The sequence below is a fragment of the Kitasatospora sp. NPDC092286 genome (genome assembly GCF_044755565.1).
In the GTDB taxonomy this organism is placed as follows: Bacteria; Actinomycetota; Actinomycetes; order Streptomycetales; family Streptomycetaceae; genus Kitasatospora.
Genome location: NZ_JBIVRD010000052.1, coordinates 25,500 through 48,387, shown reverse-complemented (window position 1 = coordinate 48,387; position 22,888 = coordinate 25,500). Strand labels below are relative to the sequence as shown.

The window sequence follows — 22,888 nt, the reverse complement described above, 5'->3', positions numbered from 1 at the left end:
GCGGGTGTCCCGGGGCCGTGCCATGGTGGCCGGGAAGGGGGGCCGTAGGCCCGAGAGGCGGACCCCATGGCCGAGATCGCCCTGCAACTCGACATCGCCGCGCCCCGCGCCGTCGTCCTGGCCGCGCTCAGCACCCACGACTGGCTGACCAGCTGGTGGACGACGGCGGTGGACCGCGACGGCGACGACGTCCTGCTCTTCGACTTCCCCGATGTGCCCGAGCCCTTCCGGCTGCGCCGCGAGCGGGCCGACCAGGACCGGGTGGTGTGGACGAACGTCGGCACCTTCCCGCCGCACTGGGCCGGCACCTGGATCAGCTGGGACCTCGCCGAGCAGCCCGGAGCGCCCGGCCGCACCCGGCTGCTGTTCCGCCACGGCGGCTGGCAGCCCGGCAGCGAGGAGGGCGTCCCGATGGTGGCCGGCACCTGGGCCGAACTGCTGGTCCGGCTCAAGGACTACGCGCAGAGCGGCAAGGCGCAGCCGTACTTCGTGAAGCGGCCGCCGCACGAGGAGGCCTCCGGGTGAAGGGCCCCGGGGCCCCGGGAACCGGCGCCCGGCGGGAACCGGCGCCCCGGGGCGACCGGACCGGCACGGGCGGTGACCGTCCGCCGCGAGGCCCGCCCGGGGTCGCCCACCAGGGCGCCGTCCGGTGGCGGGATCGCGGTGACGCGGCGATCGTGGGCGATGTACCCGCCGTCCGTGGCGGACGGCCGTCGTCGGCGGGGGACCATCGCTCTGGAGGCCCAGCCATGCCCGTAGTCACCGCTCCGTACAAGCCCGGCACCCCGTGCTGGGTCGACCTGATGGCGAGCGACCAGCAGGCCGCGCTCGACTTCTACCGCGACCTGTTCGGCTGGCAGGGCCACGTCGGCCCGCCCGAGTTCGGCGGGTACTCCGTGTGCTCGCTGAACGGCAAGCCGGTCGCCGGGATCATGGCGGCGATGGCGCCCGAGGGCGAGCCCCTCCCGCCCGTCGCCTGGACCACCTACCTGGCCACGGACGACGCCGAAGCCACCAGCCGGGCCATCGCCGACAACGGCGGCACGATCCTCTACCCGGTGATGGACGTCGGCTCCGTCGGCCGGATGCTGGTCGCCGCCGATCCGACCGGCGCGGTGTTCGGCGTCTGGCAGAAGGTGGACTTCGCCGGGGCGGGGATCGTCAACGAGCCCGGCGCACTGGTCTGGAACGAGCTCAACACCACCGACACCGAGGCCGCCGGGCGGTTCTACCACCAGGCGGTGGGCCTGCGCCCGGCGACCATCCAGGGCATGGACGGCTACTTCTCGCTCAACGTCGGCGACCGCACCGTGGGCGGCATGCAGAAGACCGCCGGGTACCTGGCGCCCGGCACGCCCCCGCACTGGATGACCTACTTCTCGGTGGACGACACCGACTCCACCGTGGACGCCCTGGTCAAGGCGGGCGGTTCGGTGATCCAGCCGCCGTTCGACATGCAGTCCGGCCGGATGGCGGTCGTCCAGGACCCGCAGGGCGCCGTGTTCGCGCTGATCGCCTCGCCCGACTCCCCGTGAGGGGCTGAGCAAGCGGAAGCCGCCCGTCCCGCGACGCGCCGCCGGGAAATGGGCGGCTTCCCCGTGTTCGCGGGTAAGACTGCACCCATGCTGGGGCTACCGGACGACATCCGCGCTTTCCTCTTCGACCTCGACGGGGTGCTCACCCAGACCGCCAAGGTGCACGCCGCGGCCTGGAAGGACACCTTCGACGCCTTCCTGCGCGCCGAAGCGGCCCGCACCGGTGGGCAGTTCGTTCCCTTCGACGCCGTCACCGACTACGACACCCACGTGGACGGCCGTCCACGCCTGGACGGCACCAGGGCGTTCCTGCACAGCCGGGGCATCGACCTGCCCGAGGGCACCGACGCCGATCCGCCCGGCGCCCGCACCGTGCACGGGATCAGCGCCGCCAAGAACGACACCGTGCTGCGCATGATCCGCGAGCAGGGCGTCCAGCCGTACGACGGCTCGGTCGCGTACGTGCGCCGGCTGCGCGCGCTCGGGCTGCCCAGCGCCGTGGTCTCGTCCAGCGCCAACTGCCGGGACGTGCTGCGGGCCGCCGGGATCGAGGAGCTGTTCGACGTGATCGTGGACGGCATCGTCGCCCGCCGCGAGGGCCTGCCCGGCAAGCCCGCGCCCGACACCTACCTGGCCGCGGCCAGGTCGCTGGGCGTCGCGCCGGCGCACGCCGCCGTCTTCGAGGACGCCCTCGCCGGGGTCGCCTCGGGCCGGGCCGGCGGCTTCGGCGCGGTGGTCGGTGTGGACCGCACCGGCCAGGCCGCCGAACTGCGCCGCAACGGCGCCACCGTGGTCGTCACCGACCTCGCCGAGCTGATCCCGGAGGAGACGGCATGAACGGTCAGGACATCTTCGCCGTCGACCCCTGGCAGATCGCCGAGCACGGCCTGGACCTGGCCTCGATGGCCCGCGCCGAGTCCGTCTTCGCGCTCTCCAACGGCCATATCGGCCTGCGTGCCAACCTGGACGAGGGCGAGCCGCACGGTCTGCCCGGTACCTATCTGAACGGCGTCTTCGAGCTGCGCCCGCTGCCGTACGGCGAGGGCGGCTACGGCTACCCGGAGTCCAGCCAGAGCGTCATCAACGTGACCAACGGCAAGATCATCCGACTGCTGGTGGACGACGAGCCCTTCGACCTCCGCTACGGCGAACTGCTCAGTCACCGGCGGTGGTTGAACTTCCGCGAGGGCCTGCTGCGGCGCGAGGCGGAGTGGACCTCCCCGGCCGGGCGGACCATCAGGGTGCACTCGACCCGGCTGGTCTCGCTCACCCAGCGGGCCGTCGCCGCCGTGGAGTACACCGTCGAGGCGGTGGACGGGCCGGTGCGGATCGTCCTGCAGTCGGAGCTGGTCGCCAACGAGCAGCTGCCCGGCGGCGTCGACGGCGACCCCCGGGCGGCCGCCGTGCTGGAGGCTCCGCTGCTGGCCGAGGTGCACCATGCGAGCGGCACCAAGGCCGTCCTGGTGCACCGCACCCGCTACAGCGGCATCCGGGTCGCGGCCGGCATGGACCACATCATCGAAGGCCCGGAGCGGATGAACACCGTCGCCGAGAGCGAGGCGGACCACGGCCGGATCAGCGTCACCACCGTGCTCGAACCGGGCCAGCGGCTGCGGCTGGTGAAGTTCATGGCGTACGGCTGGTCGGCGACCCGCTCGCTGCCCGCCGTGCGGGACCAGGTCGAGGCCGCGCTGACCGCCGCCCGGTACACCGGCTGGGAGGGTCTGGTGGACGAACAGGCCGAGTTCCTGCGGGAGTTCTGGGACACCAGCGACATCGAGATCGAGGGCGACGTCGAACTCCAGCAGGCCGTCCGGTTCGCCGTGTTCCATGTGCTCCAGGCGGGCGCGCGCAGCGAGGAACGGGCCATCCCCGCCAAGGGGTTGACCGGTCCCGGCTACGACGGGCACAGCTTCTGGGACACCGAGACCTTCGTCCTTCCGGTGCTCACCTACAGCCTGCCGAGCGCCGTCAACCAGGCGTTGCGCTGGCGGCACAGCACGCTCCCGATGGCCCGTGAGCGCGCGGCCCAACTCGGCCTCTCCGGCGCGGTGTTCCCGTGGCGGACGATCCGCGGCGAGGAGTGCTCCGGCTACTGGCCGGCCGGCACGGCGGCGTTCCACATCGGCGCGGACATCGCGGTCGCCGTCGCCCGGTACGTACGGGCCACCGGGGACGTCGAGTTCGAGCGCGAGTACGGGCTCGAACTGCTGGTCGAGACGGCCCGGATGTGGCGCTCGCTCGGCCACCACGACGCCGCCGGCAAGTTCCGCATCGAGGGCGTCACCGGCCCGGACGAGTACAGCGCCGTCGCCGACAACAACATCTTCACCAACCTGATGGCGCAGACCAACCTGCGGGTCGCGGCCGAGGCCGCCGGCCGGCACCCGCGCGAGGCCGCCGCGCTCGGCGTGGACACCGAGGAGACCGCCGCCTGGCGGGACGCCGCCGCCGCGATGTACATCCCGTACGACACCAACCTCGGCGTCCACCCGCAGGCCGACGGCTTCACCGACCACCAGCTCTGGGACTTCGACGGCACCCCACCGGAGAACTACCCGCTGCTGCTGCACTATCCGTACTTCGACCTGTACCGGAAACAGGTGGTGAAGCAGGCCGACCTGGTGCTCGCCATGCAGGTCCGCGGCGACGCCTTCACCGACGAGCAGAAGGCCCGCAACTTCGCCTACTACGAGCGGCTGACCGTCCGCGACTCCTCGCTCTCCGCCGGCACCCAGGCGGTGATCGCCGCCGAGGTCGGGCAAATCGACCTCGCGTACGACTACACCGCCGAGGCCGCCCTGATGGACCTCCACGACCTCGGCGGCAACACCCGCGACGGCCTGCACATGGCCTCGCTCGCCGGGGCCTGCATCGCGCTGGTCGCCGGGTTCGGCGGGCTGCGGGACCACAGCGAGGCGCTCTCCTTCCGGCCCCGGCTGCCGGCCGGTCTGATGCGGCTCAGCTTCTCGCTGATGGTCCGCGGCCAGTTGCTCGGGGTGCGGATCACCCACGAGGGGACGACGTACACGCTGCGCCGGGGCGAGCTGATCCACCTGCGGCACGACGGTGAGGCGGTGCAGGTCAAGGCGGGTACGCCGGTCACCGTCCCGATCACCGTGCCGCCGGGGCAGGAGCGCTGCGTCCAGCCGCCGGGCCGCGAACCCGCCCGGCGGCAGCCGCAGGCCGGCGTGGCGGCGGGCAAGCTCGGCCCGGGACCGGACCACCTCGCGGCGGAGTAGCGGCGGAGCGGTAACGGCCGCCGAGCGGTGGGGAGGCGGGGAGGAGCGGCGGCTCGTGCTCACCCGTTCGGGCCCGCCCCGGGTGCGGGGCGGGCCCGGACCGCCGAGGGTGCTGGTGTCCCGTGGCAACCGGTGGCCGGTGAAGGAGAACCCCCGTGGTGAGTGTGGCCGAGCAGATGGTGGAGGTGCTCCGGCAGGCCGGGGTGGAGCGGGTCTACGGGGTGGTCGGCGACAGCCTCAACCCGGTGGTGGACGCCATCCGCCGGGCCGAGGGCATCAGCTGGACCCACGTACGCAACGAGGAGGCCGGCGCCTTCGCGGCGGCCGCCGAGGCCGAGCTCAGCGGCCGGCTCGCGGTCTGCGCCGGCTCCTGCGGTCCCGGGAACACCCACCTGATCCAGGGCCTCTACGACGCCCAGCGCAGCGGTCTGCCGGTCCTGGCGCTCGCCTCGCACATCCCGTCCGGCCAGATCGGCACCGGGTTCTTCCAGGAGACCCACCCCGAGCGGGTGTTCACCGACTGCAGCAGCTGGTGCGAGATGGTCTCCACGCCCGCCCAGCTGCCCCGGCTGCTGCGGGTGGCGATCCAGCACGCGCTGGGCGCCCACGGCGTCTCGGTGCTGGTCTTTCCCGGGGACGTCGCGGCGCTGCCCGCCGCCGGACCGACCGGCACCAGCCACTTCCTCACCGAGCAGGCGGTCGCCGCGCCGCCCTGGTCCCAGGTGCAGGCCCTCGCCCGCGCGCTCAACTCGGCCCGCAAGGTCGCCCTGTTCTGCGGCGCGGGCGTGCGCGGGGCGCACAGCGAGGTGATGGAGCTCGCGGCCGCGCTGCACGCACCGGTCGGGCACTCCCTGCGCGGCAAGGAGTGGATCCAGTTCGACAACCCGTACGACGTCGGCATGAGCGGCCTGCTCGGCTACGGCTCCTGCCACGACGCGCTGCACTCCGCCGACCTGGTGCTGCTGCTCGGCACCGACTTCCCGTACGACTCCTTCCTCCCGCAGGCCCGCACCGTCCAGGTGGATCACGACGCCACCCGGCTGGGCCGCCGCACCCCGCTCGAACTCGCCGTCCACGGGGACGTCTCGGCCACCCTGCGGGCCGTCCTGCCGCTGCTGGAGCCCAAGGACGACCGGAGCTTCCTGGACGAGCTGCTGCGCAAGCACTGCCGCGCCCTGGAGGACGTGGTCGGTGCCTACACCCGGGACATCGAGAAGCACCTGCCCATCCACCCCGAGTACGTGGCCTCGGTGCTGGACGAGGTGGCCGCCGACGACGCGGTGTTCACCGTGGACACCGGGATGAACAACGTCTGGGCCGCCCGCTACCTCCAGCCCAACGGGCGCCGCCGGGTGATCGGCTCGTTCCTGCACGGTTCGATGGCCAACGCGCTGCCGCACGCGATCGGCGCCCAGCTCGCCTGCCCGGGGCGGCAGGTGGTCTCGATGTCCGGCGACGGCGGCCTCTCCATGCTGCTCGGCGAGCTGCTCACGGTGGTCAAGCACCGGCTGCCGGTGAAGACCGTGGTCTTCAACAACGGCGCACTCGGCATGATCAAGCTGGAGATGCTGGTCTCCGGCTACCCAGAGTCGGAGATCGACAACGGCGATGTGGACTACGCCGGGATCGCCCGGGCGATCGGCATCCCGGCGAAGCGGGTCACCGACCCGGCGCGGGTCCGGGAGGTGCTGACGGAGGCGCTGGAGCGCCCGGGGCCAGCCCTGGTGGACGTGGTCACCGACCCGAACGCGCTGTCCATCCCGCCGGCGATCACCGCCGCCCAGCTGAAGGGGTTCGCGCTGGCGGCCGGCCGGACGGTGCTCTCCGGCGGGGTCGGGCGCATGATCGATCTGGCCCGCAGCAACCTGCGCAACATTCCGCGGCCGTAGCGCCCGAGGATCTTTCCCGGCCGTCCCGGGGTACCCGGGCCACCGGGGCGGCTCTCGGGGAGGTTTGCCTCTGAGGCAAGTTTCTTGCCCCTGCGGCACGGCGGGTGTCCACTGGTCACATGACCACCAGCCCGACCGGCCACTCCACCCCTGGCGAGCAGCTCGACGACCAGGAGGTGGCCGGCCTTGCCGCCAGGCTGCGGGAGCACCGGCTCAGCAGCCGCCTCACGCTGGAGGTCGCCGCCGGCCGGATCGGTCTCTCACCAGCCTATCTGTCCCGACTGGAGACCGGCAGGCGGCAGCCCTCGCTGCCCGTCCTGCTCGGTCTCGCCCGGGCCTACGGAACCTCCGTCTCCGGACTTCTCGGCGAGGCCATGGTCGAGCCGGACCCGGTGGTGCGCGGCGGCGTGATCGAACCCGGCCGCGCGGGCGGCTGGGGCTACCGCCGGGCCGGCGCGCCCGGCCGGGCGATGCAGGCGCTGCGGGTCCATGTCCCCCCGGGCGTCCAGGACACCGTCGTCCGGGTGCACCCCGGCGAGGAGTGGCTGTACGTCCTTCAGGGCCGGCTGAAGCTGACCCTCGGCGACCGCGTCCACCTGCTCGCGGAGGGCGACTCCGCGCACTTCGACTCGCTCACCCCGCACTGCATCGCCGCCGACTCGGCGGACGGGGTGGAGCTGCTTTTCGTGCACACCCTGCTGCAGAGCCCCGGCGGCGAACTCTGCCTCGGCGGCGGCCCTGTAGCACCGCACTGACCCACCGTCAGAAATCTTGGAGGAGATCTCCCATGGCTGATCCCACCACCACCGCAGCCACCGCAGCGGCCACCGCGGCCGTCGCCGACCCCGCCGCGCCGGTCGTCCCGGCCGTCGCGCCGAAGACCGTCGACGCCGGCAAGTGGGCCAACCGCCGCGTCGGCATCCGGGTGCTGATCTACATGGTCGCCACCCACGCCTTCGCGGGCTTCATCATGCTGCTGTTCGAGCTGGGCAACCGGAACAAGTAGCCGCGCCCTCAACCGGAGACGATGCGCCACCCCAGATGGCGTCCGCCGCCCCGGACCTGCGTCAGCCGGTACCAGAGGCGCAGCGAGGCGTCGAGGTCGTCGTACTGGTCCGGCCCGACGTACGCCGGGCGCAGGCCGACCGCCGTGATCAGCCGCTCGACGGCCGAGCGGTCGGCCTCGGACGAGGAGAACAGCAGGTCGGCGGGCACGCCGTCGAACAGCGGGCGGTCGAACAGCTCCACCCCGACATTGCTGAACGCCCGCGCGTAGCGGGCGCCGGGGGCCAGCCGGGCCACGGTGTCCGCGCTGTGCAGCACGCCGCCCTCGCCGATCCGGTTGGTGGCGTCGACGACCAGGGCCCCCGCGAGCGCGCCGCCGTGCTCGGTGAGCAGCTCCTCGACGGCCGTGCCCATCACGGCCAGCACCACGGTGCCGGCGCCCGCGAGCGCCTCGGCGATACCGACCGCCCGCACCGGCCCGTCGGGTACGGCGGCCGGGTCGCGCGCGCCGAGGACGACGCCCAGCCCGGCGGCGTGGAACGCCCGGGCGAGGCTGCTGCCGACGCTGCCCGCGCCGATGACGGCGACACCGGTCATGAAGGCCCCCTCCACTGAAGACTCCTGACGTTCGGAAACCCCGATGCCCGCCGTGGAATTCCTCAGGCCCGCCCGCCGGGGGCGGAGGTCCGCACCAGCTCGCAGAGTGCGTCCAGGGCCGCCGGGAACGCGTGCTCGGGCGGGGTCGCGTACCCGACCACCAGGGCGGGCGGGGCGTCCGGGGCCGCCGCCGGGTCGGCCAGGCACCAGGCGAGGCCGGTGAGGGCCAGCCCGGCGGCCTCGGCGCGGGCCAGCAGCTCCGTCTCCGGGACGGACCCGGGCGGCAGCCGCAGGACGGCGTGCAGCCCGGCGGCGATGCCGGTCACCCGGACGTGCGGGGCGCGTTCGGCGAGCACCGCGACCAGCCGGTCCCGGCGGCGCCGGTAGTGCAGCCGGCAGCGGCGGATGTGGCGGTCGTACGTCCCGGAGGTGATCAGCTCGGCGAGGGTGAGCTGGTCCAGCACCGGGGACATGCCGTCCGCCAGCCGCTTCTGCCGGGCCACCGGCTCGACCAGCGCGTCCGGCAGTGCCAGCCAGGCCAGTCGCAGGCCGGGGGCGAGGCTCTTGGCCGCGGTGCCCGCGTACACCACCCGCTCGGGGTCGAGCGCCTGCATCGCGCCGAGCGGCTGCCGGTCGAAGCGGAACTCGCCGTCGTAGTCGTCCTCGATCACGTACCCGTCGTGCTCGCGGGCCCAGGCGACGGCCGCCGCCCGGCGCTCGGGGGCCAGCGGTACGCCGGTCGGGAACTGGTGGGCCGGGGTGAGCAGGACGGCGCTCCACCGGGGGCCCAGCAGGTCGGTCCGGGCGCCCGACTCGTCCAGCGGCAGCGGCGCCGCGGCCAGCCCGGCGGCCCGCAGGACGGCGAGCTGCGGCGGCAGCCCGTACGCCTCGACACCCATCGTGCGGGCGCCGCGCTCGCGCAGGGCGGCGCAGAGCAGGCCGAGGCCCTGGGTGAAGCCGGCGCAGATCAACAGGTGGTCGGGGTCGGTGCGGACCCCACGGACCCGGGCGAGGTAGTCGGCCAGCGCCTCCCGCAGCTCGATCCGGCCGAGCGGGCTGCCGTATCCGAACGCCTCGTGCGGTGCGGTGGCGAGCGCCCGCCGGGTGGCCGTCAGCCAGGCGCCGCGCGGGAAGAGCGAGACGTCCGGCCGCCCGGGCAGCAGGTCGTGCCGGGCGGGGCGGCGGTCCTGCCGGGCGCCCGCCGTCCGGTGGCCGGGGCGCGGGGCGGCCCGCTCGGCCACCGTGGTGCCCGAGCCCTGCCGCGAGGTGAGCCACCCCTCGGCGCTGAGCTGCCCGTACGCCTCGACCACGGTGTTCCGGGCGATCCCCAGGTCCTCGCCGAGCGCCCGCGAGGACGGCAGCCGCGTCCCGGGCGCCAGCCGTCCGTCCTGCACGGCCTCCCGCAGCGCCTCCTCCAGCGCCGCCCGCAGGCCGGCTCCGGCGGCCCGCCGCTCGGTGAGGTCGAGGTGCAGATCGCCGCCGAAGGCGGTCCAGGAGGTGGTCATGGGGGCCGTTCCGTGCGGGCGTGCTGTCCGTACGGGAATTATCGTTCCTCCCGCGGACGCCGGCCGCCGGGCAGCCGGTCCGGCGCGGGCCTCAGCGGATTTCGGCGGATTTCGGCGGATCTCAGCGGACGACCGGGAGGACCGGGGTGTCCGTGCGGCCGGTGGCGGCCTCGATGAAGGCGACCGGGTCGGCCACTTCGGCGAGCAGGGTACGGGTGGCGTGCAGGGCGGCGGTGGCCGGGGGCGGGCCGCCGATCGCGGCGATCAGGTCGAGCAGGTGGACGGTCGCCTCCATCACCGCCACCTCGCGGAGCGCGCCGATCGTCACCGCGCCGAGCAGCGGGTGGGCGATCACGGTGGCGGGTGGCAGGTCGGCGATCGCGGCGAGTGCGGCCGGGCCCTCGGTGGCGAACCGGGCCACCAGCGCGGCGGGTTCGGTCGCCCCGGCCGTCTGCCGGGCGCTCTCGGCGATCCGTTCCGCCGCGGTGTGCGCCAGCCCGCCGGGCCGGTTGTAGGCGCGCAGGATGCCCGCGCCGCTGTCCACCGCCGCCGGGGCGTCCGCCACGGCCCCCCGCAGCTGCGCGAACTGCGCCGGGTCGGGCGCCACATGGGCGTACAGGTCCTGCACCGACCACCCGGGCAGACGGGTCGGCCGGCCCCACCCCTGGGGGTCCAGTGCCGCGCCGCGCTCGGCCCAGGATTCCCACAACCCGGTCAGCAGTGCCAGGTCGTGGTCGATGTGATGGGGCATCCGGTACTCCTTCGGGCCGGTGTCACTGATCTCGGCCCACCGTAACGGGCCGGGGCCTGGGCGCGGGGATCGTCGGACCCCGTCGCCAGGGTGCGGCCATGGCGAACTATGTACTCGTGGCAGGCGCGTGGCTCGGAGCGTGGGCGTGGGACGAGGTGGCGGCCGACCTGCGCGCGGCCGGGCACACCGTCCATTCGCTGACGCTGTCCGGCCTCGCGGAGAGGCGCGGCGGGGCGGCCGGGCAGCAGGCCCATGTGCGGGACATCGTCGACGAGGTCGAGCGGCTCGACCTGCGGGGCGTCGTCCTGGTCGGGCACAGCTACTCGGGCATCCCGGTCGGGCAGGCCGCCGAGCGGATCGGCGACCGGCTGGCGCAGGTGGTGTTCGTCGACGCCAACGTGCCCGCGGACGGCGAGTCGTTCGTCTCGGGCTGGCCGGACGGCCGGGCCGAGGTGGAGGCGTCGATCGCCGCGAACGGCGGCTTCTGGGCGCCCCTGACCGCGCCCGACTACGCGGGCCAGGGCCTCACCGCCGAGCAGATCGAGCGGATCGTGGCCGGTTCGACCCCGCATCCGGGCGCCACGCTCACCGAGCCGGCCGTCCTGGCGGGCCCGCTCACCGCGCTGCCGGCGACGTACGTCAAGTGCCTGCTCGACGGCGCCGAGCCGAACCCCGACGTGGCCGAGCTGCTGAAGAGCGCGCACTGGCGGCTGGTCGAGCTGGACACCGGTCACTGGCCGATGTTCTCCGGGCCGCGTGAACTGGCCCGTCTCCTGGGTGGGTTGGCGGCGGAGGAGTAGTGGTCGGACCGGCAGGCGCACCGCGCTGCCGCCGCCGGACGTGTCACCGCCGGACGCGCCGCCCGGTGGGTCACCCGTCCAGGGGGATCCGGCGCCAGGCGCCGCCGTCCGGTACCGGGGCCGGGCCGAAGTCGTACCGCACGCCGCCCGGTCCGAAGGCGAGCAGGGAGATCGAGGACGAGCCCCAGATCCGCCCGTCGCCGAACTCGCGGCGCTGGACGAGGGCGGCCGGATCGTCCAGCGGCAGGCCGTCGCCGGAGACGACCGGCAGCCACGCACCCCATGCCGCCCCGGTGGACCCTTCGCCCGGTTCGGGCCGCACCGCGGCCTCGAACCGGGCCCGGAAGCGGGCGGCCCGGGCGGCCATCAGGGTGCGGATCAGCTCCGAGGTGGTGCGGCTCTCCGCCTCCCCCTCCAGCCCGTCGTTGAGCACCACGTTCAGGCCGGCCGGCAGTTCGCGGTCCTCCAGTCCGGTGCCGCCCCAGCTGAGCACACGGGCGCCGGCCGACCGGACGAGGACCAGGTGGAACGGGTCGTACCGGGCCAGGTCGAGCCGGTCGAGGCCGTCCTCCCGGACGGCGATCAGGGGCAGCTTCCCGCGCGACAGGCGGGCCCGCGCCGGGGCCGGCGCGCCGAAGCCGTTCAGCAGGCAGGCCGCGGCCGCCGGCCGGTCCGGGGCGCCCGGGTCGACCGCGAGCCAGGTGCCGCCCGCCGCGAGGTCCAGGCCGCCGACCAGCGACGGCCGCGCGGGCCAGTGGCGGTCCGGTGGCAGCCACCGCCGGCCGGCGTACTCGTCCCGTACGGAGAGCAGCAGGACCGGCACGGCCGATGACGGCTCGATGCTGACGAACGCCGTACACATGAACCGGCCCCCTGCCCTGGACTCCGGGCGGTCGGCGGCGCCGCCCTGCCTGCGATCCTCGCACGCCCGTTCGTCGTTCGGACCGGTCTGTACCCTCCCTTTCCCGGGGCCGCCGTGCCACACTCGGCCGGACCGGGAAGCGTCGGCCGGATCCGGTCGGGCGGCCCGGGGCCCGACCCCAAGTGGCCCGAGGTTTCGTGGTTCAAATGAACCAGGGATGTGGTCCACTCCGCCCCTAGGCTGGTGGCCATGACGACGAACGAGAACGCCACCGTCCCCGCCCCCGAGCAGCGGCTCTCCCTGCCCGACCTCGCCCCGGACTTCTACCGGGCGATGGCCGGTCTGGAGCGCGCCTCCCGGCAGGGCGTCGACCCGAAGCTGGCCGAGCTGGTCAAGGTGCACGCCTCGATGATCAACGGCTGCGCCTTCTGCATCGACATGCACTCCACCGACGCGGTGAAGAACGGTGAGCAGGACCACCGGCTGCTCTCCCTCCCGGCCTGGCGGGAGACCCCCTGGTTCACCGCCAGGGAGCGGGCCGCGCTGGCGCTCACCGAGTCGGTCACGCTGCTGACCCAGGGTCATGTGCCGGACGCCGTCTACCAGGAGGCCGCCGCGCAGTTCGAGCAGGCCGAGCTGGCCCAGCTGATCGCGCTGATCGTCACCATCAACGCCTGGAACCGGATCGGCGTCACCTCCCGCCTCAGCCCGGCCGCCAAGTAGGCCGGGGGAGCAGCGGACATGACGACGAACCAGCAGGAGAAGGCCCGGCTCCTCCACACCCTGCACCGCCCCGGCGAGCCCCTGGTGCTCGCCAATGTGTGGGACGCGGCCGGCGCCAGGCTGGTCGCCGCCGCCGGGGCGACGGCCGTCGCGACGGCCAGCGCGAGCGTCTCCTGGGCGCTCGGCTACGCGGACGGCGAGGCGGCGGACCGGGACGAGGTGCTCGCCCAGACCGCGCTGATCGTCCGCTCGGTGGAGCTGCCGGTCACGGCGGACCTGGAGAGCGGTTTCGCGGCGACGGCGGCCGGGGTCGGCGAGACGATCACCGCGCTGCTCGCCACCGGCGCGGTCGGCGTCAACCTGGAGGACGGGGACCGGACCGCCGCCGAGGCGGCCGAGCGGATCGCGGCGGCCCGGGCGGCGGCCGACGCGGCCGGTGTGCACCTGTTCGTCAACGGCCGCACCGATGTGTTCCTGCACGGGATCGGCGACCCGGCCGGCCGGCTGGACGAGGCGGTCCGCCGCCTGCGCGCCTACGTCGAGGCGGGGGCGGACGGGGTGTTCGTGCCCGGTGTCGCCGACCCGGAGACGATCGCCGCCCTGGTCGCGGCCGTCCCCGCACCGCTGAACGTCATCGCGGGACCGGGCTCGCCGTCCGTGCCGGAGCTGGCGAAGCTCGGCGTGGCCCGGGTCAGCCTCGGGCCGGGCCTGGCCAGGGTGGCGTACGCGGCGGTGCGCCGCGCCGCCGAGGAGGTGTACGCGAGCGGCACGTACGGCGCCCTCGACGGCGGGCTCACCTACCAGGAGCTGAACGCCCTCGCCGAGGGCTGAGCGGCACCGCGGGCGAGGGCGGCGGCGAGGGCGCCGCGCGGGGGAGGGGGCGCCGGCCTCAGCCGATCTGCCCGCTGAGGCCGGGGTGGGACATCTGGTTGGTGCCGATGGCCTCCACCTCCTGCGCCGCGTGGCCGACCAGCGGGAGCTTGCCCGCCTCGCGGAGGACGAGGTCGCCGGGGGAGAGGTCGAGGCCGCTGGACAGGCCGTCGAGGGCGTCCGCGGACGTCGCGGAGGCCGCGGACGCGGCCGGGGTGGCCAGGGCGAGGCCCGCCATGGTGAGGGCGGCCAGGGTCGCGAGTTTCTTCATGAAACGCCAACGACCCCGGTCGCCCTCAGGTCACCCGGTTCACCCCACCGCGTGGGCACCCGGGCGCACGCCGGTCGCCCGGTGCGGGCGGCTCGGCCGGCTCCGACGGCTCAGACCGTGACGCGCAGCGTCCGCACACTGTTGCTGACGAACGAGCCGATGGGCTCCGGCGCCGTCCCCTCCACCAGGGCCAGCCCGGGGAAACGGCCGAACAGCGACCGCAGCGCGGTCTCCGCCTCCAGCCGGGCGAGGCCCGAACCGAGGCAGAAGTGCGGACCGTGGCCGAGCGAGAGGTGCCGGTTCGGCTGCCGGGTGATGTCGAAGCGGTCGGCGTCCTCGTAGTGCCCGGCGTCCCGGCCGGCGGCCGCGTACGAGGCGAGCAGCGCCTCGCCGCGCCGGATCACCACGTCGCCGACGACGATGTCCTCGATCGCGTAGCGCAGCGGGAACTGCCCGACCGGCGAGTCGTACCGCAGCGTCTCCTCGACCACCGCGGACCAGGGCTGCTCGCCGTCCAGCACCAGCCGCAGCTGCTCGGGGTTGGCGAGCAGGGCGCGGACGGCGTTGGTGATCAGGTTGAGCGTGGTCTCGTGCCCGGCCACCAGCATCAGCAGCAGGGTGCCCACCAGCTCGCGCTCGCTGAGCCGGTCGTCGGACTCCCGGGCGGCGATCAGGTCGGTGGTGAGGTCGTCGCCGGGCCGGGCGCGCTTGGCCTCGACCAGCCCGGCGAGCAGCGCCTGGAGGCCCTGCTGGGCGGCGACGGCGGCGGCGGGGGTTGCCGAGCTGGAGACCATGGTGTCGGACAGCTCGTGCAGCTCGTCCTGCTGCTTCGGCGGCAGGCCCAGCAGCTCGCCGATGACCTGCATCGGCAGCGGGTAGGCGAAGTGCTCGCGCAGGTCGAAGTCGCCTTCCAGAAGGGCGACCTGGTCGAGCAGCGCGGTGGTCCTGGCCTCGACGGCGGGCTGGAGCTCGGCAATCCGGCGCGGGGTGAACGCCTGGCTGACCAGGCCGCGCAGCCGCCGGTGGTCCTCGCCGTCGGCGGTGACCATGCCCGGCACGGTGACGAAGTTCAGCAGTGGCCAGCCCTGGGGCAGGCGGTTCTCGGTGAAGGTGCTCCAGAGCTGCGGGTTCTTGCCGACGCGCGGGTCGGCGAGCAGTTCCTGGAGGGTGTCGTGGTGGGTTATCGCCCAGACCACCACCCCGCCAGGGAGTTCCACCAGGACCGCCGGGCCGGCTTCCCGGAGTCGGGCGTTCTCGCCGTGCTGGTCGCGTCCGAAGGGGTCGAGTCTGACGGGCTGGCGGTCGTCGGCGGTGTCCATGCGGGCCTCTCGGGGACTGGCGGGCGGGGCGGGGTGAAGGCGCTGTAGAGCACCGGCAGGCTGACCAGGGCGCGCGACCAGGGGGACGGCCGCCAGGACAGTTCTCCTGCGGGGACGGCGAGCTGGAGATCCGGCAGGCGGTGCAGCAGGGTCTCGACGGCGGTCTCGACGATGATCCGGGCCGGCTGCTGGGCGGGGCAGACGTGCTTGCCGGCGCCCCACGCCAGATGGGCCCGGTTGCCGCCGAGGGCGCCGTGCACGCTGGACGCGTTGCCCTGGGCGGCCGGATCGGCGTTGGCCGCGGCCAGGCCGAGGACGAGCATGTCGCCCTCGCTGATGTACTGGCCGCCGAGGACGGTGTCGCCGGTCGCCCACCGGCCGGGGAAGTTCTGCGTCGGCGGGTCGCGCCACAGCACCTCCTCCAGCGCGTCGGCGACGGTGAGCCGGCCGCCGGTGAGGGTGGCCCGGAAGCGGCGGTCGGTGAGCAGCAGCCGCAGCGTGTTGCCGGTCCAGTTGATGGCGGTCTCGTTGCCCGCGACCAGGATCACCACCAGGTGGTGCACGGCCTCCTCGTCGGTCAGCGCGGCCGGGTGGGCCAGCAGCCAGGAGGTGAGGTCGGCGCCGGGTGTGGCGCGGCGGCGCCGGACCAGGTCGACCAGGAGCGCCTGGAACTCCGCGTTGGCCCGCACCGAGTCCCTGCTGCTGTCCACGAAGTGGCTGATCAGCTCGATGAGATGGGGGCCGGCCTCGGCGGGCAGGCCGAGCAGCTGGGTGAAGACCAGCAGCGGCAGCCGGCGGGCGTACTGGGCGATCAGGTCGGCGGTGCCGTCCGGTCCCCAGCTGTCGATCAGGGCGTTGGCGGCGGCCTCGGTGGTCTCGCGCAGCTGGCGGTGGTCGATCTGGGCGAGGGTGTCGGCGACGGCGGCCCGCAGCCGCTGGTGCTCGGCGCCGTCCAGGTTGAGCAGGGTGGGCCGCCACGAGGTCATCGGCAGCAGCCGTGAGTCGGGGGCGAGCCGGCCCTCGGCGGGGACCTTCCAGCGGCGCGAGTCCTTGGAGAACAGCGCTTCGTTGCGGGTGAGTTCGAGCAGCTCGGCGTAGCCGATCACCAGCCAGGCCTCGACCCCGGGCTCCAGCTCGATCGGCGCGACCGGGCCGTACCGGGCGCGCATCCGGGAGTAGTGGCCGTGCGGGTCGTCGGCGACGGCGGCGCCGTACAGCGGGGTGGGCGGGACTCCCGCGGGGATGCCGCCGCCCCCCGCGACGTGCATCGGGCAGCCCGGCGGGGGCCCGGCCTGCGAAGGCCCGGGGGAGGCCGGAACGGCCCTGCCGGGATCGGGAGTTGTCATCGCTGGAGCTCCAGTACGGCGGTGGAGTGCAGATGGTCGACGAAGTCGATCAGCAGGTCGTAGGCGGCCCGCCGGTCGCGTGCGTCGCAGTACAGGATCGGCACCTCGGGCAGCAGGTCGAGGGCGGAGCGCAGCTCGTCCTCAGGGTAACTCGGCGTGCCAGGGAAGGTGTTGACCGCCACCGCGAACGGGATGCGCTGCTCCTCCAGCCGGCCGAGCACGTCGAAGCTCTCGTCCGGGCGGCGCAGGTCGACCATGGCGATGGCGCCGAGCGCGCCGCGCGACAGGTCGTCCCAGAGCGGCCAGAACCGCTGCTGCCCGGGGGTGCCGAAGAGGTACAGGGCGAGCCGGGCGTTGAGCGTGATCCGGCCGAAGTCCAGGGCGACGGTGGTGGTGGTCTTGTCGCCGCGCCCGGTGAGGTCGTCGATGCCGCTGCTGGCGGCCGTCATGGTCTCCTCGGTGCGCAGCGGGGTGATCTCACTGAGCGAGCCGACCAGGGTGGTCTTGCCCACCCCGAACGGGCCGGTGACCAGGATCTTCACCGCGCCCTGGACCGAGGACGGCAGGTACTGCGGCTCGGCGGGCAGGTCGGCCGGGGCTTCAGCGGAGTTGGCGGAGGCCAACGAGCACCTCTTCCAGAAGGGTTGTGGGCAGGCGTTCGGCCTGCGGTACGGGTGGGAGCACCTGGACGGCGCCGAGGTCCCAGAGGTCGCCGACCAGCACCTTGACGACGCCGAGCGGCAGGGCGAGGTGGGCGGCGACCTCGGCGACCGAGAGCAGTCTGCGGCAGAGGTCCAGGATGCGCTGGTGCTCGCGGTTGAGCAGCGCGTCCTCGGGGAGTTCGGGTCGGTCGGGTAACGCGCTGACCAGGCTCTCGATGGCGAGTGCGGCCCGGGTGGGCCGGCTGCGGCCACCGGTGATCACATAGGGCCGGACCGGCCCGCTCACCGCTGTCCCCCCGCCGCGTGGTCGACGCGCGGCGGGCTGGTGAGGTGGCTGCCGATCCGTTCGACCAGGACCTGCATCTGGTAGGCGACCAGACCGGCGTCCACGGCCTCGCCGGTCACCACGGCCAGATGGGCGCCGGCTCCGGCGGCGACGATGAAGAGGTACCCGCCGCCGTACTCGATGATGATCTGGCGGGTGGCGCTGCCCTGGCCGCCGAAGCCCTGGGCGACCCCGCGGGCCAGGGACTGCAGGCCCGAGCAGGCGGCGGCGAGCCGCTCGGCGTCCTCACGCACGATGCCCGCGCTGCGGCCGATCTCCAGGCCGTCGTTGGACACCACGACGGCGTGCTGGACCTCGGGGACGGAGATGATGTCGGCGAGCAGCCAGCCGAGATCAGGGGTGGTGGTCATGGAACTCTCCGGAGCGCTGGGGAAGTCGGGGGGAAACGGGAAGGGAAGGGTCGGGCTGTGCCTGGGCCTGGACCCGGGCCTGGACCGCCGAGCGGCCGCTGGCGGTGCCGGCCTGGAACATCGCCATGAACGCCTGCGCCTCCCGGGCCGAGCGGTACGGAGGCGTGGGCGGGGGCGTGGGGGCGGTGCCCTGGGCGGTGCGGTTGCCGCGGTCGCGCCGGTGGCTCCGGCGGGGCAGGGGCGGCGGGGTGGGACCGGCCTCGGGGAGCGGACCGGCCGGCGGGGTCTCCAGTAGCGGGTGCCCGGAGCCGTGCCCGGAGCCGTGCCCGGAGCCGTGCACGGACGGGTACGGGTACGGGGGAGGTACGGCCTGGCGGGGGCCGGCCGTGAACGCCCGGTCGTCCGGGCCCAGGCCCGGGACGGTCGGCGGCAGCGGTTCGGTGAGCAGCGCGTTCGGCAGCAGCACCACCACCCGCACCCCGCCGTACGGTGACGGCGCCGAGCTGAGGGTGACCCGGAAGCCGTACTGCTCGGCGAGCCGGCCGACCGCCGCGAGACCCAACTGCGGTACCTCGCCGAGGCGGGAGACCTCCAGCGAGGTGCCGCCGGCCAGGGCGGAGGCCGCCTTGGCGACGGCCTGCTCGGGCATGCCGACGCCGCCGTCGTCGATCTCGACGACGGCGCCGTTGTGCACCGGCATGAGGGTGACGAACACCTGGGTGCTGGGCGGGGAGTAGCGGGTGGCGTTGTCCAGCAGCTCGGCCACGGCGTGGATCAGCGCCTCGGCGGCGGCGCCGACCACGGCGGTCTCGATCCGGCTGCGGACCACCACCCGCTGGAAGGGCAGGATGCGCGACTGGGCGCCGCGCACCACGTCCTCCAGGGAGACGGGCTCGGGCCAGTGCCGTCCGGCCCTGGCGCCGCAGAGGACGGCCAGCGTCTGGGCGAGCCGGGCCTGTTGGGCGGCGGCGTGGTCCGCCTTGAGCAGGCCTTCCAGCAGCGCCGGGTCGTCGTGGGTGCGCTCCATCTCGTCCAGCAGGGCCTGCTGGTCGTGGGCCATGACGAGGATCCGGCGGGCCACGCTGAGGAAGGCCCGCTGGGTGGAGGCGTTGAGCTCCTGCTCCTGCTGGACGGCGGCCAGTTCGGAGCCGCGCCGGGACAGTTCGGCGTCGAGCCGCTCCGCCAGCCGGGCGATGTCGCGCCGCTGCTGGTCGGCGCGGCGGCGCTGGGTGGCGGAGACCGCGCGGTAGCGGGCGGCGGCCACGAGGGCGAGGGCGGCGATTACGCCGGTTGCCGTTGCACACCACTGAGTCATCGTCACGCCGCGAATTCTAGGGTGATGATCCTACGAAGGTGTGAACGGATCTCGCCAAGTGACTGGATCTCGTCAATATCCCGTCAATACGGCGTCAATCAGACGTCCTTCGGGCCCGATCGGCCAGGTGGCGGGCGGTGCGGGGCGGTGCGGGGCGGTCGGACGGGACCGGCTGGGCGCGGGCTGGGTACGGGCTGGGCGCGGGCCGGGGCATCGTGCGGGTGCGAACGGGCGGGTCGGGGGTGGCGCGGAGCGGGGGCCGTCCGCCCCCCGCGCGGACGGCCCCGTCAGGCCTTCGGCCAGTCGCGGAGGCCGCTGGTGAGGACCGCGATCAGACGGTCCTGGGTGACCGAGAGGTCCTCCGCGAGCTGGAAGCCACCGCCGATGGAGAGCGAGGCGAAGCCATGGGCCACCGAGCGGACGGTGCGGGCGGCGTGGATCGCCTCGGGGCCGTCCAGCCCGTACTCGCGGAGCACCGCGACGATCACCCCGACCAGCCGGCCGGCCGCCCGGGTCAGGTCGTCGTCCGGCCGGGGGGCCTGCGGCAGCGCGTTGTAGCGGTGCGGATGCTCGGTGGCGTAGGCGTGGTAGGCCCGCAGGACGGCGGCCACCGCGTCGTCGCCGCCGCGGCCGAGGGCGGCCTCGGCGAGGCGGTCGGCCAGTTCCTCGGTGACCCGGACGGCGACCAGCCGGCGCAGCTCGGCGAGGCCGCCGCTGACGTGCTTGTACAGCGAGGGGGTGGCCACGCCGGCCCGGCCGGCGACGGCGGCCAGGGTGAGGGCCTCGGGGCCCTGCTCGTCGATGAGGGCGAGGGCGTGGCCGACGACCTGGTCGGGGGTCAGTCCTACTCGGGGCATGCGCGGTCTCCGGGGGTTCGTGGGGCGGGGCAGGGGCGTGTGGTGCGGGGGCCGGGGCTCAGGAGAGTTCGGCGAGGAAGGGCAGCAGCGCGTCGGCGGTGGCCTGCGGGTGGTCGGCCATCGGGTAGTGCCCGGCGCCCTCGATCATCACCTTGCGGGCCCCGAGCGCGGCCGTCTGCCGGTCGGCGACCAGCTCCGGGTTCGGGAAGTCGGGGTCCTTGGCGCCCATCACGACCAGCGCCGGGCACCGCACCGCGGCGGTCCAGCCGACCGGCGACGAGTCCCCGCGGAGCTGGCCCCGGACGGCGGTCCGGCGGCCGGGCGTGCGCAGCGCGGCGACCAGGCCGTCCACGTAGGCGTCGAAGTCGGCCGGCTTGGCGGTCGGGAACGCCATCTTGCGGTGGTAGAGGCCCCAGGAGGCGGGGACGTAGGTCAGCAGCGGGCCCATCAGGCCGAACACGGCGCGCTGCAGCAGGTTCGGCGGCGGGTTCTCGACGAAGGCGTTCAGCAGGACGATCCCGGCGACCCGCTCGGGTGCGTCCCCGGCGGCCTTGACCACGGTGGCGCCGGTGTACGAGTTGCCGGCCAGCACGGCGCTCCGGATGCCGAGGTGGTCGAGCAGGGCGATGACGTCGGTGGCGACCGCGGCGGGCGAGTAGTCGTCCCAGGCGATCGAGGACTCGCCGAAGCCGCGCAGGTCCATGGTGATCACCCGGCGGCCGGCGGCCACCAGCAGCGGTCGCAGGTGCCGGTACGCGGCCCGGCTGTCGAGCATCCCGGGGAGCAGGACGACCGGGGTGCCGTCGCCCCGCCCGGTGTCGTCGAAGGCCAGCCGGCCGCCGGGGACGTCGAGGTACTGGGTGGTGGGGGTGGTGATGCCGGACATCGTGGGTCTCCTCGGGCCGCCGGGGCGTGTCATCGGCGGTGCTGCCGATAGCCATAAAGCTACGGCTAATAGCCTTAGCCGTCAAGCTATCGATGTGCGACGGCTTCGGAGGTGCCCGTTCCGTGGTGCCCGCTCAGATCCCTTCCACCTTGAACGGGTCGTGCTCGCTGAGCAGCTTCTCCAGCCGGGCCTGGTCCACCCGGGTGACGATCTCGCTGGTCTCCTGCTTGTCCCGGACCACCTTGGCCAGGGTGAACGAGGAGGTGACGGTGTAGAGCAGGCCGAGTCCGAGGAAGGCCCTGGTCCACCCCCCGACCGGGAGGTAGGCGATCCCGATCGCGAGGGCGGCGGCGGACAGGGCGAAGGAGAGCACGGCCTGGACGTGGTATGCGGCCGTGGTGCGGGACTGCATCGGTGCGTTCATGGCGTCAGGATGGCGGCGCCCCGAGCGGACGCACATGAGTAGAACTACTCAAATGGGGGGTCGTTCGTTGACGTCCAATCACGTTCGGTAGTGTCAGTTGTCGTCAATCGTCCCAAAACGCCCATCGGGTCGCGTGGTGCCCGTGCTGTATCCGGTTGTCCCGAACGGATGGCTTGGAATCAGGGGCGCCTAGGATTAACGTTTGATAACGCAGCGCGGTTGTCAACGCCGTACCCAGACGGCACCGTGCGCCGTCGCCTAATCCCGACGACCCGCCTCCGGGCAGGTCAGGGAGCCGGGGAACCACGTTCCTTGGGGTGAATCGGCCGGGCCCAGGCCCAGCCGTAGGAGACCTTCCTGCTCCGAACCCGTCAGCTAACCCGGTAGGCGCGAAGGAAGGAAAGGAGCGCGCCTCCGTGGCGTCGACGTACTCTCCGGCACACCTGCCCGGCTCCGCCGCCGGCACCCAGCTGCTCGACCACCCGCGGCCCGCCGCCCACGAGGGCGGCTACGGCGGCCCCGCGGACGAGACCGGCCCGCAGCCCGCCGACGCCAACCGGCACCGGATGCCGCGCCAGGCCCGCGGCACCGCTCCACTGCTCGGCGTCACCGCCGTGGCCGCCACCCTCGGCGCCACCGGCTTCGCCTCCGCCACCCCGGCCGCCGCGCCGGCCATCGAGGCCCCGGACGAGACCCCGGTCGCCCTCTCCGCCGACCCCGGCCTCGCGCTCGCCGCCCGCATCCAGCAGCAGGCCGACAGCCAGCGCACCGCCGCCGAGGAGAACGCCCGCGTCCAGGCCGCCCAGGAGGCCGAGGCCAAGCGCGCCGCCCAGCAGGCGGAGGCCAAGCGGGCCGCCGAGGAGGCCGAGAGGGCCAAGCTCGCCGCCATCAACCTGCCGGTGCGCGACTACAACCTCTCCGCCCACTACGGCCAGAGCGCCTCCTACTGGGCCCACCTGCACACCGGCCTGGACTTCGCGGCCTCCACCGGTACCCCGGTCTACGCCGTCGGCCAGGGCACCATCACCTCGGCCGGCTGGTCCGGCTCGTACGGCTACCGGATCGTCGAGACGCTGCCCGACGGCACCGAGATCTGGTACTGCCACCTCTCCTCGATCATCAAGGGCACCGGCAAGGTCGTCCCCGGCCAGCAGATCGGCAAGGTCGGCGCCACCGGCAACGTCACCGGCCCGCACCTGCACCTGGAGGTCCGCCCCGGCGGCGGGGCCCCGGTCGACCCGGAGACCTGGTTCGAGCAGCGCGGCATCACCCCCTGACGCCCCGGAGGCGCCCCGGTCCGAGCAGCGGCCGGGGCACCTCCGCGTTCCAGGAC

The 22,888-nt window shown here is 74.3% G+C and carries 25 protein-coding genes and 1 riboswitch; of the genes, 11 read left to right on the top strand and 14 right to left on the bottom strand.

From position 1 onward, the window contains the following. The first annotated feature begins 66 nt into the window (after positions 1-66). The 7 genes from ACIQIB_RS35105 (at position 67) to ACIQIB_RS35075 (ending at position 7,672) form a co-directional block, all read left to right on the top strand. Positions 67-525, top strand: coding sequence for an SRPBCC domain-containing protein (locus ACIQIB_RS35105; RefSeq protein WP_400762968.1), 459 nt, complete (start codon positions 67-69; stop codon positions 523-525). Between the two features lie 224 nt (positions 526-749). Next, on the top strand, positions 750-1,535 hold the full coding sequence (locus ACIQIB_RS35100) for a VOC family protein (RefSeq protein ID WP_363611025.1): 786 nt from the start codon (positions 750-752) through the stop codon (positions 1,533-1,535). Between the two features lie 87 nt (positions 1,536-1,622). Continuing rightward, positions 1,623-2,372, top strand: coding sequence for a beta-phosphoglucomutase family hydrolase (locus ACIQIB_RS35095; protein ID WP_363611023.1), 750 nt, complete (start codon positions 1,623-1,625; stop codon positions 2,370-2,372). Then, complete coding sequence (locus ACIQIB_RS35090) at positions 2,369-4,777, top strand: glycosyl hydrolase family 65 protein (protein ID WP_363611021.1); 2,409 nt, start codon at positions 2,369-2,371, stop codon at positions 4,775-4,777. The genes ACIQIB_RS35095 and ACIQIB_RS35090 overlap by 4 nt, the downstream gene beginning before the upstream one ends. A gap of 155 nt (positions 4,778-4,932) precedes the next feature. Beyond that, on the top strand, positions 4,933-6,666 hold the full coding sequence (locus tag ACIQIB_RS35085) for a pyruvate dehydrogenase (protein ID WP_363611019.1): 1,734 nt from the start codon (positions 4,933-4,935) through the stop codon (positions 6,664-6,666). Between the two features lie 119 nt (positions 6,667-6,785). Continuing rightward, entirely contained in the window at positions 6,786-7,421 is a 636-nt protein-coding gene (locus ACIQIB_RS35080; protein ID WP_363611017.1) for an XRE family transcriptional regulator, read from the top strand. 32 nt (positions 7,422-7,453) lie between these two features. Beyond that, positions 7,454-7,672, top strand: a complete 219-nt coding sequence (locus tag ACIQIB_RS35075) for a DUF6126 family protein (protein ID WP_363611015.1) — start codon at positions 7,454-7,456, stop codon at positions 7,670-7,672. An 8-nt stretch (positions 7,673-7,680) separates the two neighbouring features. Here ACIQIB_RS35075 and ACIQIB_RS35070 read toward each other — a convergent pair whose 3' ends face one another. The 3 genes from ACIQIB_RS35070 to ACIQIB_RS35060 form a co-directional block, all read right to left on the bottom strand. Beyond that, a complete protein-coding gene (locus tag ACIQIB_RS35070) occupies positions 7,681-8,268 on the bottom strand; it encodes an NADPH-dependent F420 reductase (protein ID WP_400657172.1) in 588 nt (195 codons plus the stop codon). Between the two features lie 62 nt (positions 8,269-8,330). After that, positions 8,331-9,773 (bottom strand): PLP-dependent aminotransferase family protein, encoded by a 1,443-nt coding sequence (locus ACIQIB_RS35065; protein WP_363611011.1) that lies wholly within the window; start codon positions 9,771-9,773, stop codon positions 8,331-8,333. 121 nt (positions 9,774-9,894) lie between these two features. Next, the gene (locus tag ACIQIB_RS35060) at positions 9,895-10,524 is read right to left on the bottom strand and encodes a maleylpyruvate isomerase N-terminal domain-containing protein (protein ID WP_400762964.1); all 630 of its coding nucleotides are present in this window, start codon (positions 10,522-10,524) and stop codon (positions 9,895-9,897) included. A 98-nt stretch (positions 10,525-10,622) separates the two neighbouring features. On the opposite strand from ACIQIB_RS35060, the gene ACIQIB_RS35055 reads away from it, so the two are divergent. Then, positions 10,623-11,324 (top strand): alpha/beta fold hydrolase, encoded by a 702-nt coding sequence (locus tag ACIQIB_RS35055; protein ID WP_363611007.1) that lies wholly within the window; start codon positions 10,623-10,625, stop codon positions 11,322-11,324. Positions 11,325-11,394: 70 nt separating this feature from the next. On the opposite strand, the gene ACIQIB_RS35050 is transcribed toward ACIQIB_RS35055, so the two are convergent. Continuing rightward, positions 11,395-12,186, bottom strand: coding sequence for an NRDE family protein (locus tag ACIQIB_RS35050; RefSeq protein WP_363611005.1), 792 nt, complete (start codon positions 12,184-12,186; stop codon positions 11,395-11,397). A 249-nt stretch (positions 12,187-12,435) separates the two neighbouring features. Here ACIQIB_RS35050 and ACIQIB_RS35045 point away from each other — a divergent pair, with 249 nt between their 5' ends. Then, positions 12,436-12,909, top strand: a complete 474-nt coding sequence (locus tag ACIQIB_RS35045; RefSeq protein WP_363611003.1) for a carboxymuconolactone decarboxylase family protein — start codon at positions 12,436-12,438, stop codon at positions 12,907-12,909. 18 nt (positions 12,910-12,927) lie between these two features. Continuing rightward, positions 12,928-13,740, top strand: a complete 813-nt coding sequence (locus ACIQIB_RS35040; protein ID WP_400762962.1) for an isocitrate lyase/phosphoenolpyruvate mutase family protein — start codon at positions 12,928-12,930, stop codon at positions 13,738-13,740. Between the two features lie 58 nt (positions 13,741-13,798). On the opposite strand, the gene ACIQIB_RS35035 is transcribed toward ACIQIB_RS35040, so the two are convergent. The 10 genes from ACIQIB_RS35035 to ACIQIB_RS34990 all read right to left on the bottom strand — a co-directional run bounded on the left by ACIQIB_RS35035 (position 13,799) and on the right by ACIQIB_RS34990 (position 21,555). Beyond that, positions 13,799-14,050, bottom strand: coding sequence for a hypothetical protein (locus ACIQIB_RS35035; protein WP_363610999.1), 252 nt, complete (start codon positions 14,048-14,050; stop codon positions 13,799-13,801). 110 nt (positions 14,051-14,160) lie between these two features. After that, positions 14,161-15,267, bottom strand: coding sequence for a cytochrome P450 (locus tag ACIQIB_RS35030; RefSeq protein ID WP_363610997.1), 1,107 nt, complete (start codon positions 15,265-15,267; stop codon positions 14,161-14,163). Further along, positions 15,231-16,715, bottom strand: coding sequence for a cytochrome P450 (locus tag ACIQIB_RS35025; RefSeq protein WP_400762960.1), 1,485 nt, complete (start codon positions 16,713-16,715; stop codon positions 15,231-15,233). Before ACIQIB_RS35025 ends, ACIQIB_RS35030 begins: the two co-directional genes overlap by 37 nt. Beyond that, complete coding sequence (locus ACIQIB_RS35020; RefSeq protein ID WP_363610993.1) at positions 16,712-17,338, bottom strand: ATP/GTP-binding protein; 627 nt, start codon at positions 17,336-17,338, stop codon at positions 16,712-16,714. The genes ACIQIB_RS35025 and ACIQIB_RS35020 overlap by 4 nt, the downstream gene beginning before the upstream one ends. Continuing rightward, positions 17,316-17,663 (bottom strand): DUF742 domain-containing protein, encoded by a 348-nt coding sequence (locus ACIQIB_RS35015; RefSeq protein ID WP_363610991.1) that lies wholly within the window; start codon positions 17,661-17,663, stop codon positions 17,316-17,318. The genes ACIQIB_RS35020 and ACIQIB_RS35015 overlap by 23 nt, the downstream gene beginning before the upstream one ends. Next, a complete protein-coding gene (locus ACIQIB_RS35010; RefSeq protein WP_363610989.1) occupies positions 17,660-18,073 on the bottom strand; it encodes a roadblock/LC7 domain-containing protein in 414 nt (137 codons plus the stop codon). Before ACIQIB_RS35010 ends, ACIQIB_RS35015 begins: the two co-directional genes overlap by 4 nt. Next, complete coding sequence (locus ACIQIB_RS35005; protein ID WP_400762981.1) at positions 18,057-19,388, bottom strand: sensor histidine kinase; 1,332 nt, start codon at positions 19,386-19,388, stop codon at positions 18,057-18,059. The genes ACIQIB_RS35010 and ACIQIB_RS35005 overlap by 17 nt, the downstream gene beginning before the upstream one ends. A 287-nt stretch (positions 19,389-19,675) precedes the next feature. Continuing rightward, entirely contained in the window at positions 19,676-20,245 is a 570-nt protein-coding gene (locus tag ACIQIB_RS35000; protein ID WP_400762958.1) for a TetR/AcrR family transcriptional regulator, read from the bottom strand. Between the two features lie 58 nt (positions 20,246-20,303). Continuing rightward, positions 20,304-21,131: an alpha/beta fold hydrolase gene (locus tag ACIQIB_RS34995; protein WP_400762956.1), complete on the bottom strand. Its 828-nt coding sequence runs from the start codon at positions 21,129-21,131 to the stop codon at positions 20,304-20,306. Between the two features lie 133 nt (positions 21,132-21,264). After that, entirely contained in the window at positions 21,265-21,555 is a 291-nt protein-coding gene (locus tag ACIQIB_RS34990; protein ID WP_363610983.1) for a YiaA/YiaB family inner membrane protein, read from the bottom strand. A 245-nt stretch (positions 21,556-21,800) separates the two neighbouring features. Next, positions 21,801-21,959: riboswitch (cyclic di-AMP (ydaO/yuaA leader) on the top strand. Between the two features lie 12 nt (positions 21,960-21,971). Here ACIQIB_RS34990 and ACIQIB_RS34985 point away from each other — a divergent pair. Beyond that, positions 21,972-22,832 carry a M23 family metallopeptidase gene (locus ACIQIB_RS34985; protein WP_363610981.1) on the top strand — a complete coding sequence of 287 codons (861 nt, stop codon included), beginning with the start codon at positions 21,972-21,974 and terminating at the stop codon, positions 22,830-22,832. The last annotated feature ends 56 nt before the right edge of the window (positions 22,833-22,888 follow it).

Excerpts from the sequence above, each read along its gene's own strand:
- ACIQIB_RS35060 (WP_400762964.1), bottom strand. The coding sequence starts at position 10,524 with ATGCCCCATCACATCGACCACGACCTGGCACTGCTGACCGGGTTGTGG.
- ACIQIB_RS35105 (WP_400762968.1), top strand. The coding sequence starts at position 67 with ATGGCCGAGATCGCCCTGCAACTCGACATCGCCGCGCCCCGCGCCGTC.
- ACIQIB_RS35100 (WP_363611025.1), top strand. The coding sequence starts at position 750 with ATGCCCGTAGTCACCGCTCCGTACAAGCCCGGCACCCCGTGCTGGGTC.
- ACIQIB_RS35025 (WP_400762960.1), bottom strand. The coding sequence starts at position 16,715 with ATGACAACTCCCGATCCCGGCAGGGCCGTTCCGGCCTCCCCCGGGCCT.
- ACIQIB_RS35050 (WP_363611005.1), bottom strand. The coding sequence starts at position 12,186 with ATGTGTACGGCGTTCGTCAGCATCGAGCCGTCATCGGCCGTGCCGGTC.
- ACIQIB_RS35040 (WP_400762962.1), top strand. The coding sequence starts at position 12,928 with ATGACGACGAACCAGCAGGAGAAGGCCCGGCTCCTCCACACCCTGCAC.
- ACIQIB_RS35010 (WP_363610989.1), bottom strand. The coding sequence starts at position 18,073 with ATGACCACCACCCCTGATCTCGGCTGGCTGCTCGCCGACATCATCTCC.
- ACIQIB_RS35045 (WP_363611003.1), top strand. The coding sequence starts at position 12,436 with ATGACGACGAACGAGAACGCCACCGTCCCCGCCCCCGAGCAGCGGCTC.
- ACIQIB_RS35000 (WP_400762958.1), bottom strand. The coding sequence starts at position 20,245 with ATGCCCCGAGTAGGACTGACCCCCGACCAGGTCGTCGGCCACGCCCTC.
- ACIQIB_RS35055 (WP_363611007.1), top strand. The coding sequence starts at position 10,623 with ATGGCGAACTATGTACTCGTGGCAGGCGCGTGGCTCGGAGCGTGGGCG.
- ACIQIB_RS35095 (WP_363611023.1), top strand. The coding sequence starts at position 1,623 with ATGCTGGGGCTACCGGACGACATCCGCGCTTTCCTCTTCGACCTCGAC.
- ACIQIB_RS34995 (WP_400762956.1), bottom strand. The coding sequence starts at position 21,131 with ATGTCCGGCATCACCACCCCCACCACCCAGTACCTCGACGTCCCCGGC.
- ACIQIB_RS35080 (WP_363611017.1), top strand. The coding sequence starts at position 6,786 with ATGACCACCAGCCCGACCGGCCACTCCACCCCTGGCGAGCAGCTCGAC.
- ACIQIB_RS35070 (WP_400657172.1), bottom strand. The coding sequence starts at position 8,268 with ATGACCGGTGTCGCCGTCATCGGCGCGGGCAGCGTCGGCAGCAGCCTC.
- ACIQIB_RS35090 (WP_363611021.1), top strand. The coding sequence starts at position 2,369 with ATGAACGGTCAGGACATCTTCGCCGTCGACCCCTGGCAGATCGCCGAG.
- ACIQIB_RS34990 (WP_363610983.1), bottom strand. The coding sequence starts at position 21,555 with ATGAACGCACCGATGCAGTCCCGCACCACGGCCGCATACCACGTCCAG.
- ACIQIB_RS35005 (WP_400762981.1), bottom strand. The coding sequence starts at position 19,388 with ATGACTCAGTGGTGTGCAACGGCAACCGGCGTAATCGCCGCCCTCGCC.
- ACIQIB_RS35065 (WP_363611011.1), bottom strand. The coding sequence starts at position 9,773 with ATGACCACCTCCTGGACCGCCTTCGGCGGCGATCTGCACCTCGACCTC.
- ACIQIB_RS35035 (WP_363610999.1), bottom strand. The coding sequence starts at position 14,050 with ATGAAGAAACTCGCGACCCTGGCCGCCCTCACCATGGCGGGCCTCGCC.
- ACIQIB_RS35075 (WP_363611015.1), top strand. The coding sequence starts at position 7,454 with ATGGCTGATCCCACCACCACCGCAGCCACCGCAGCGGCCACCGCGGCC.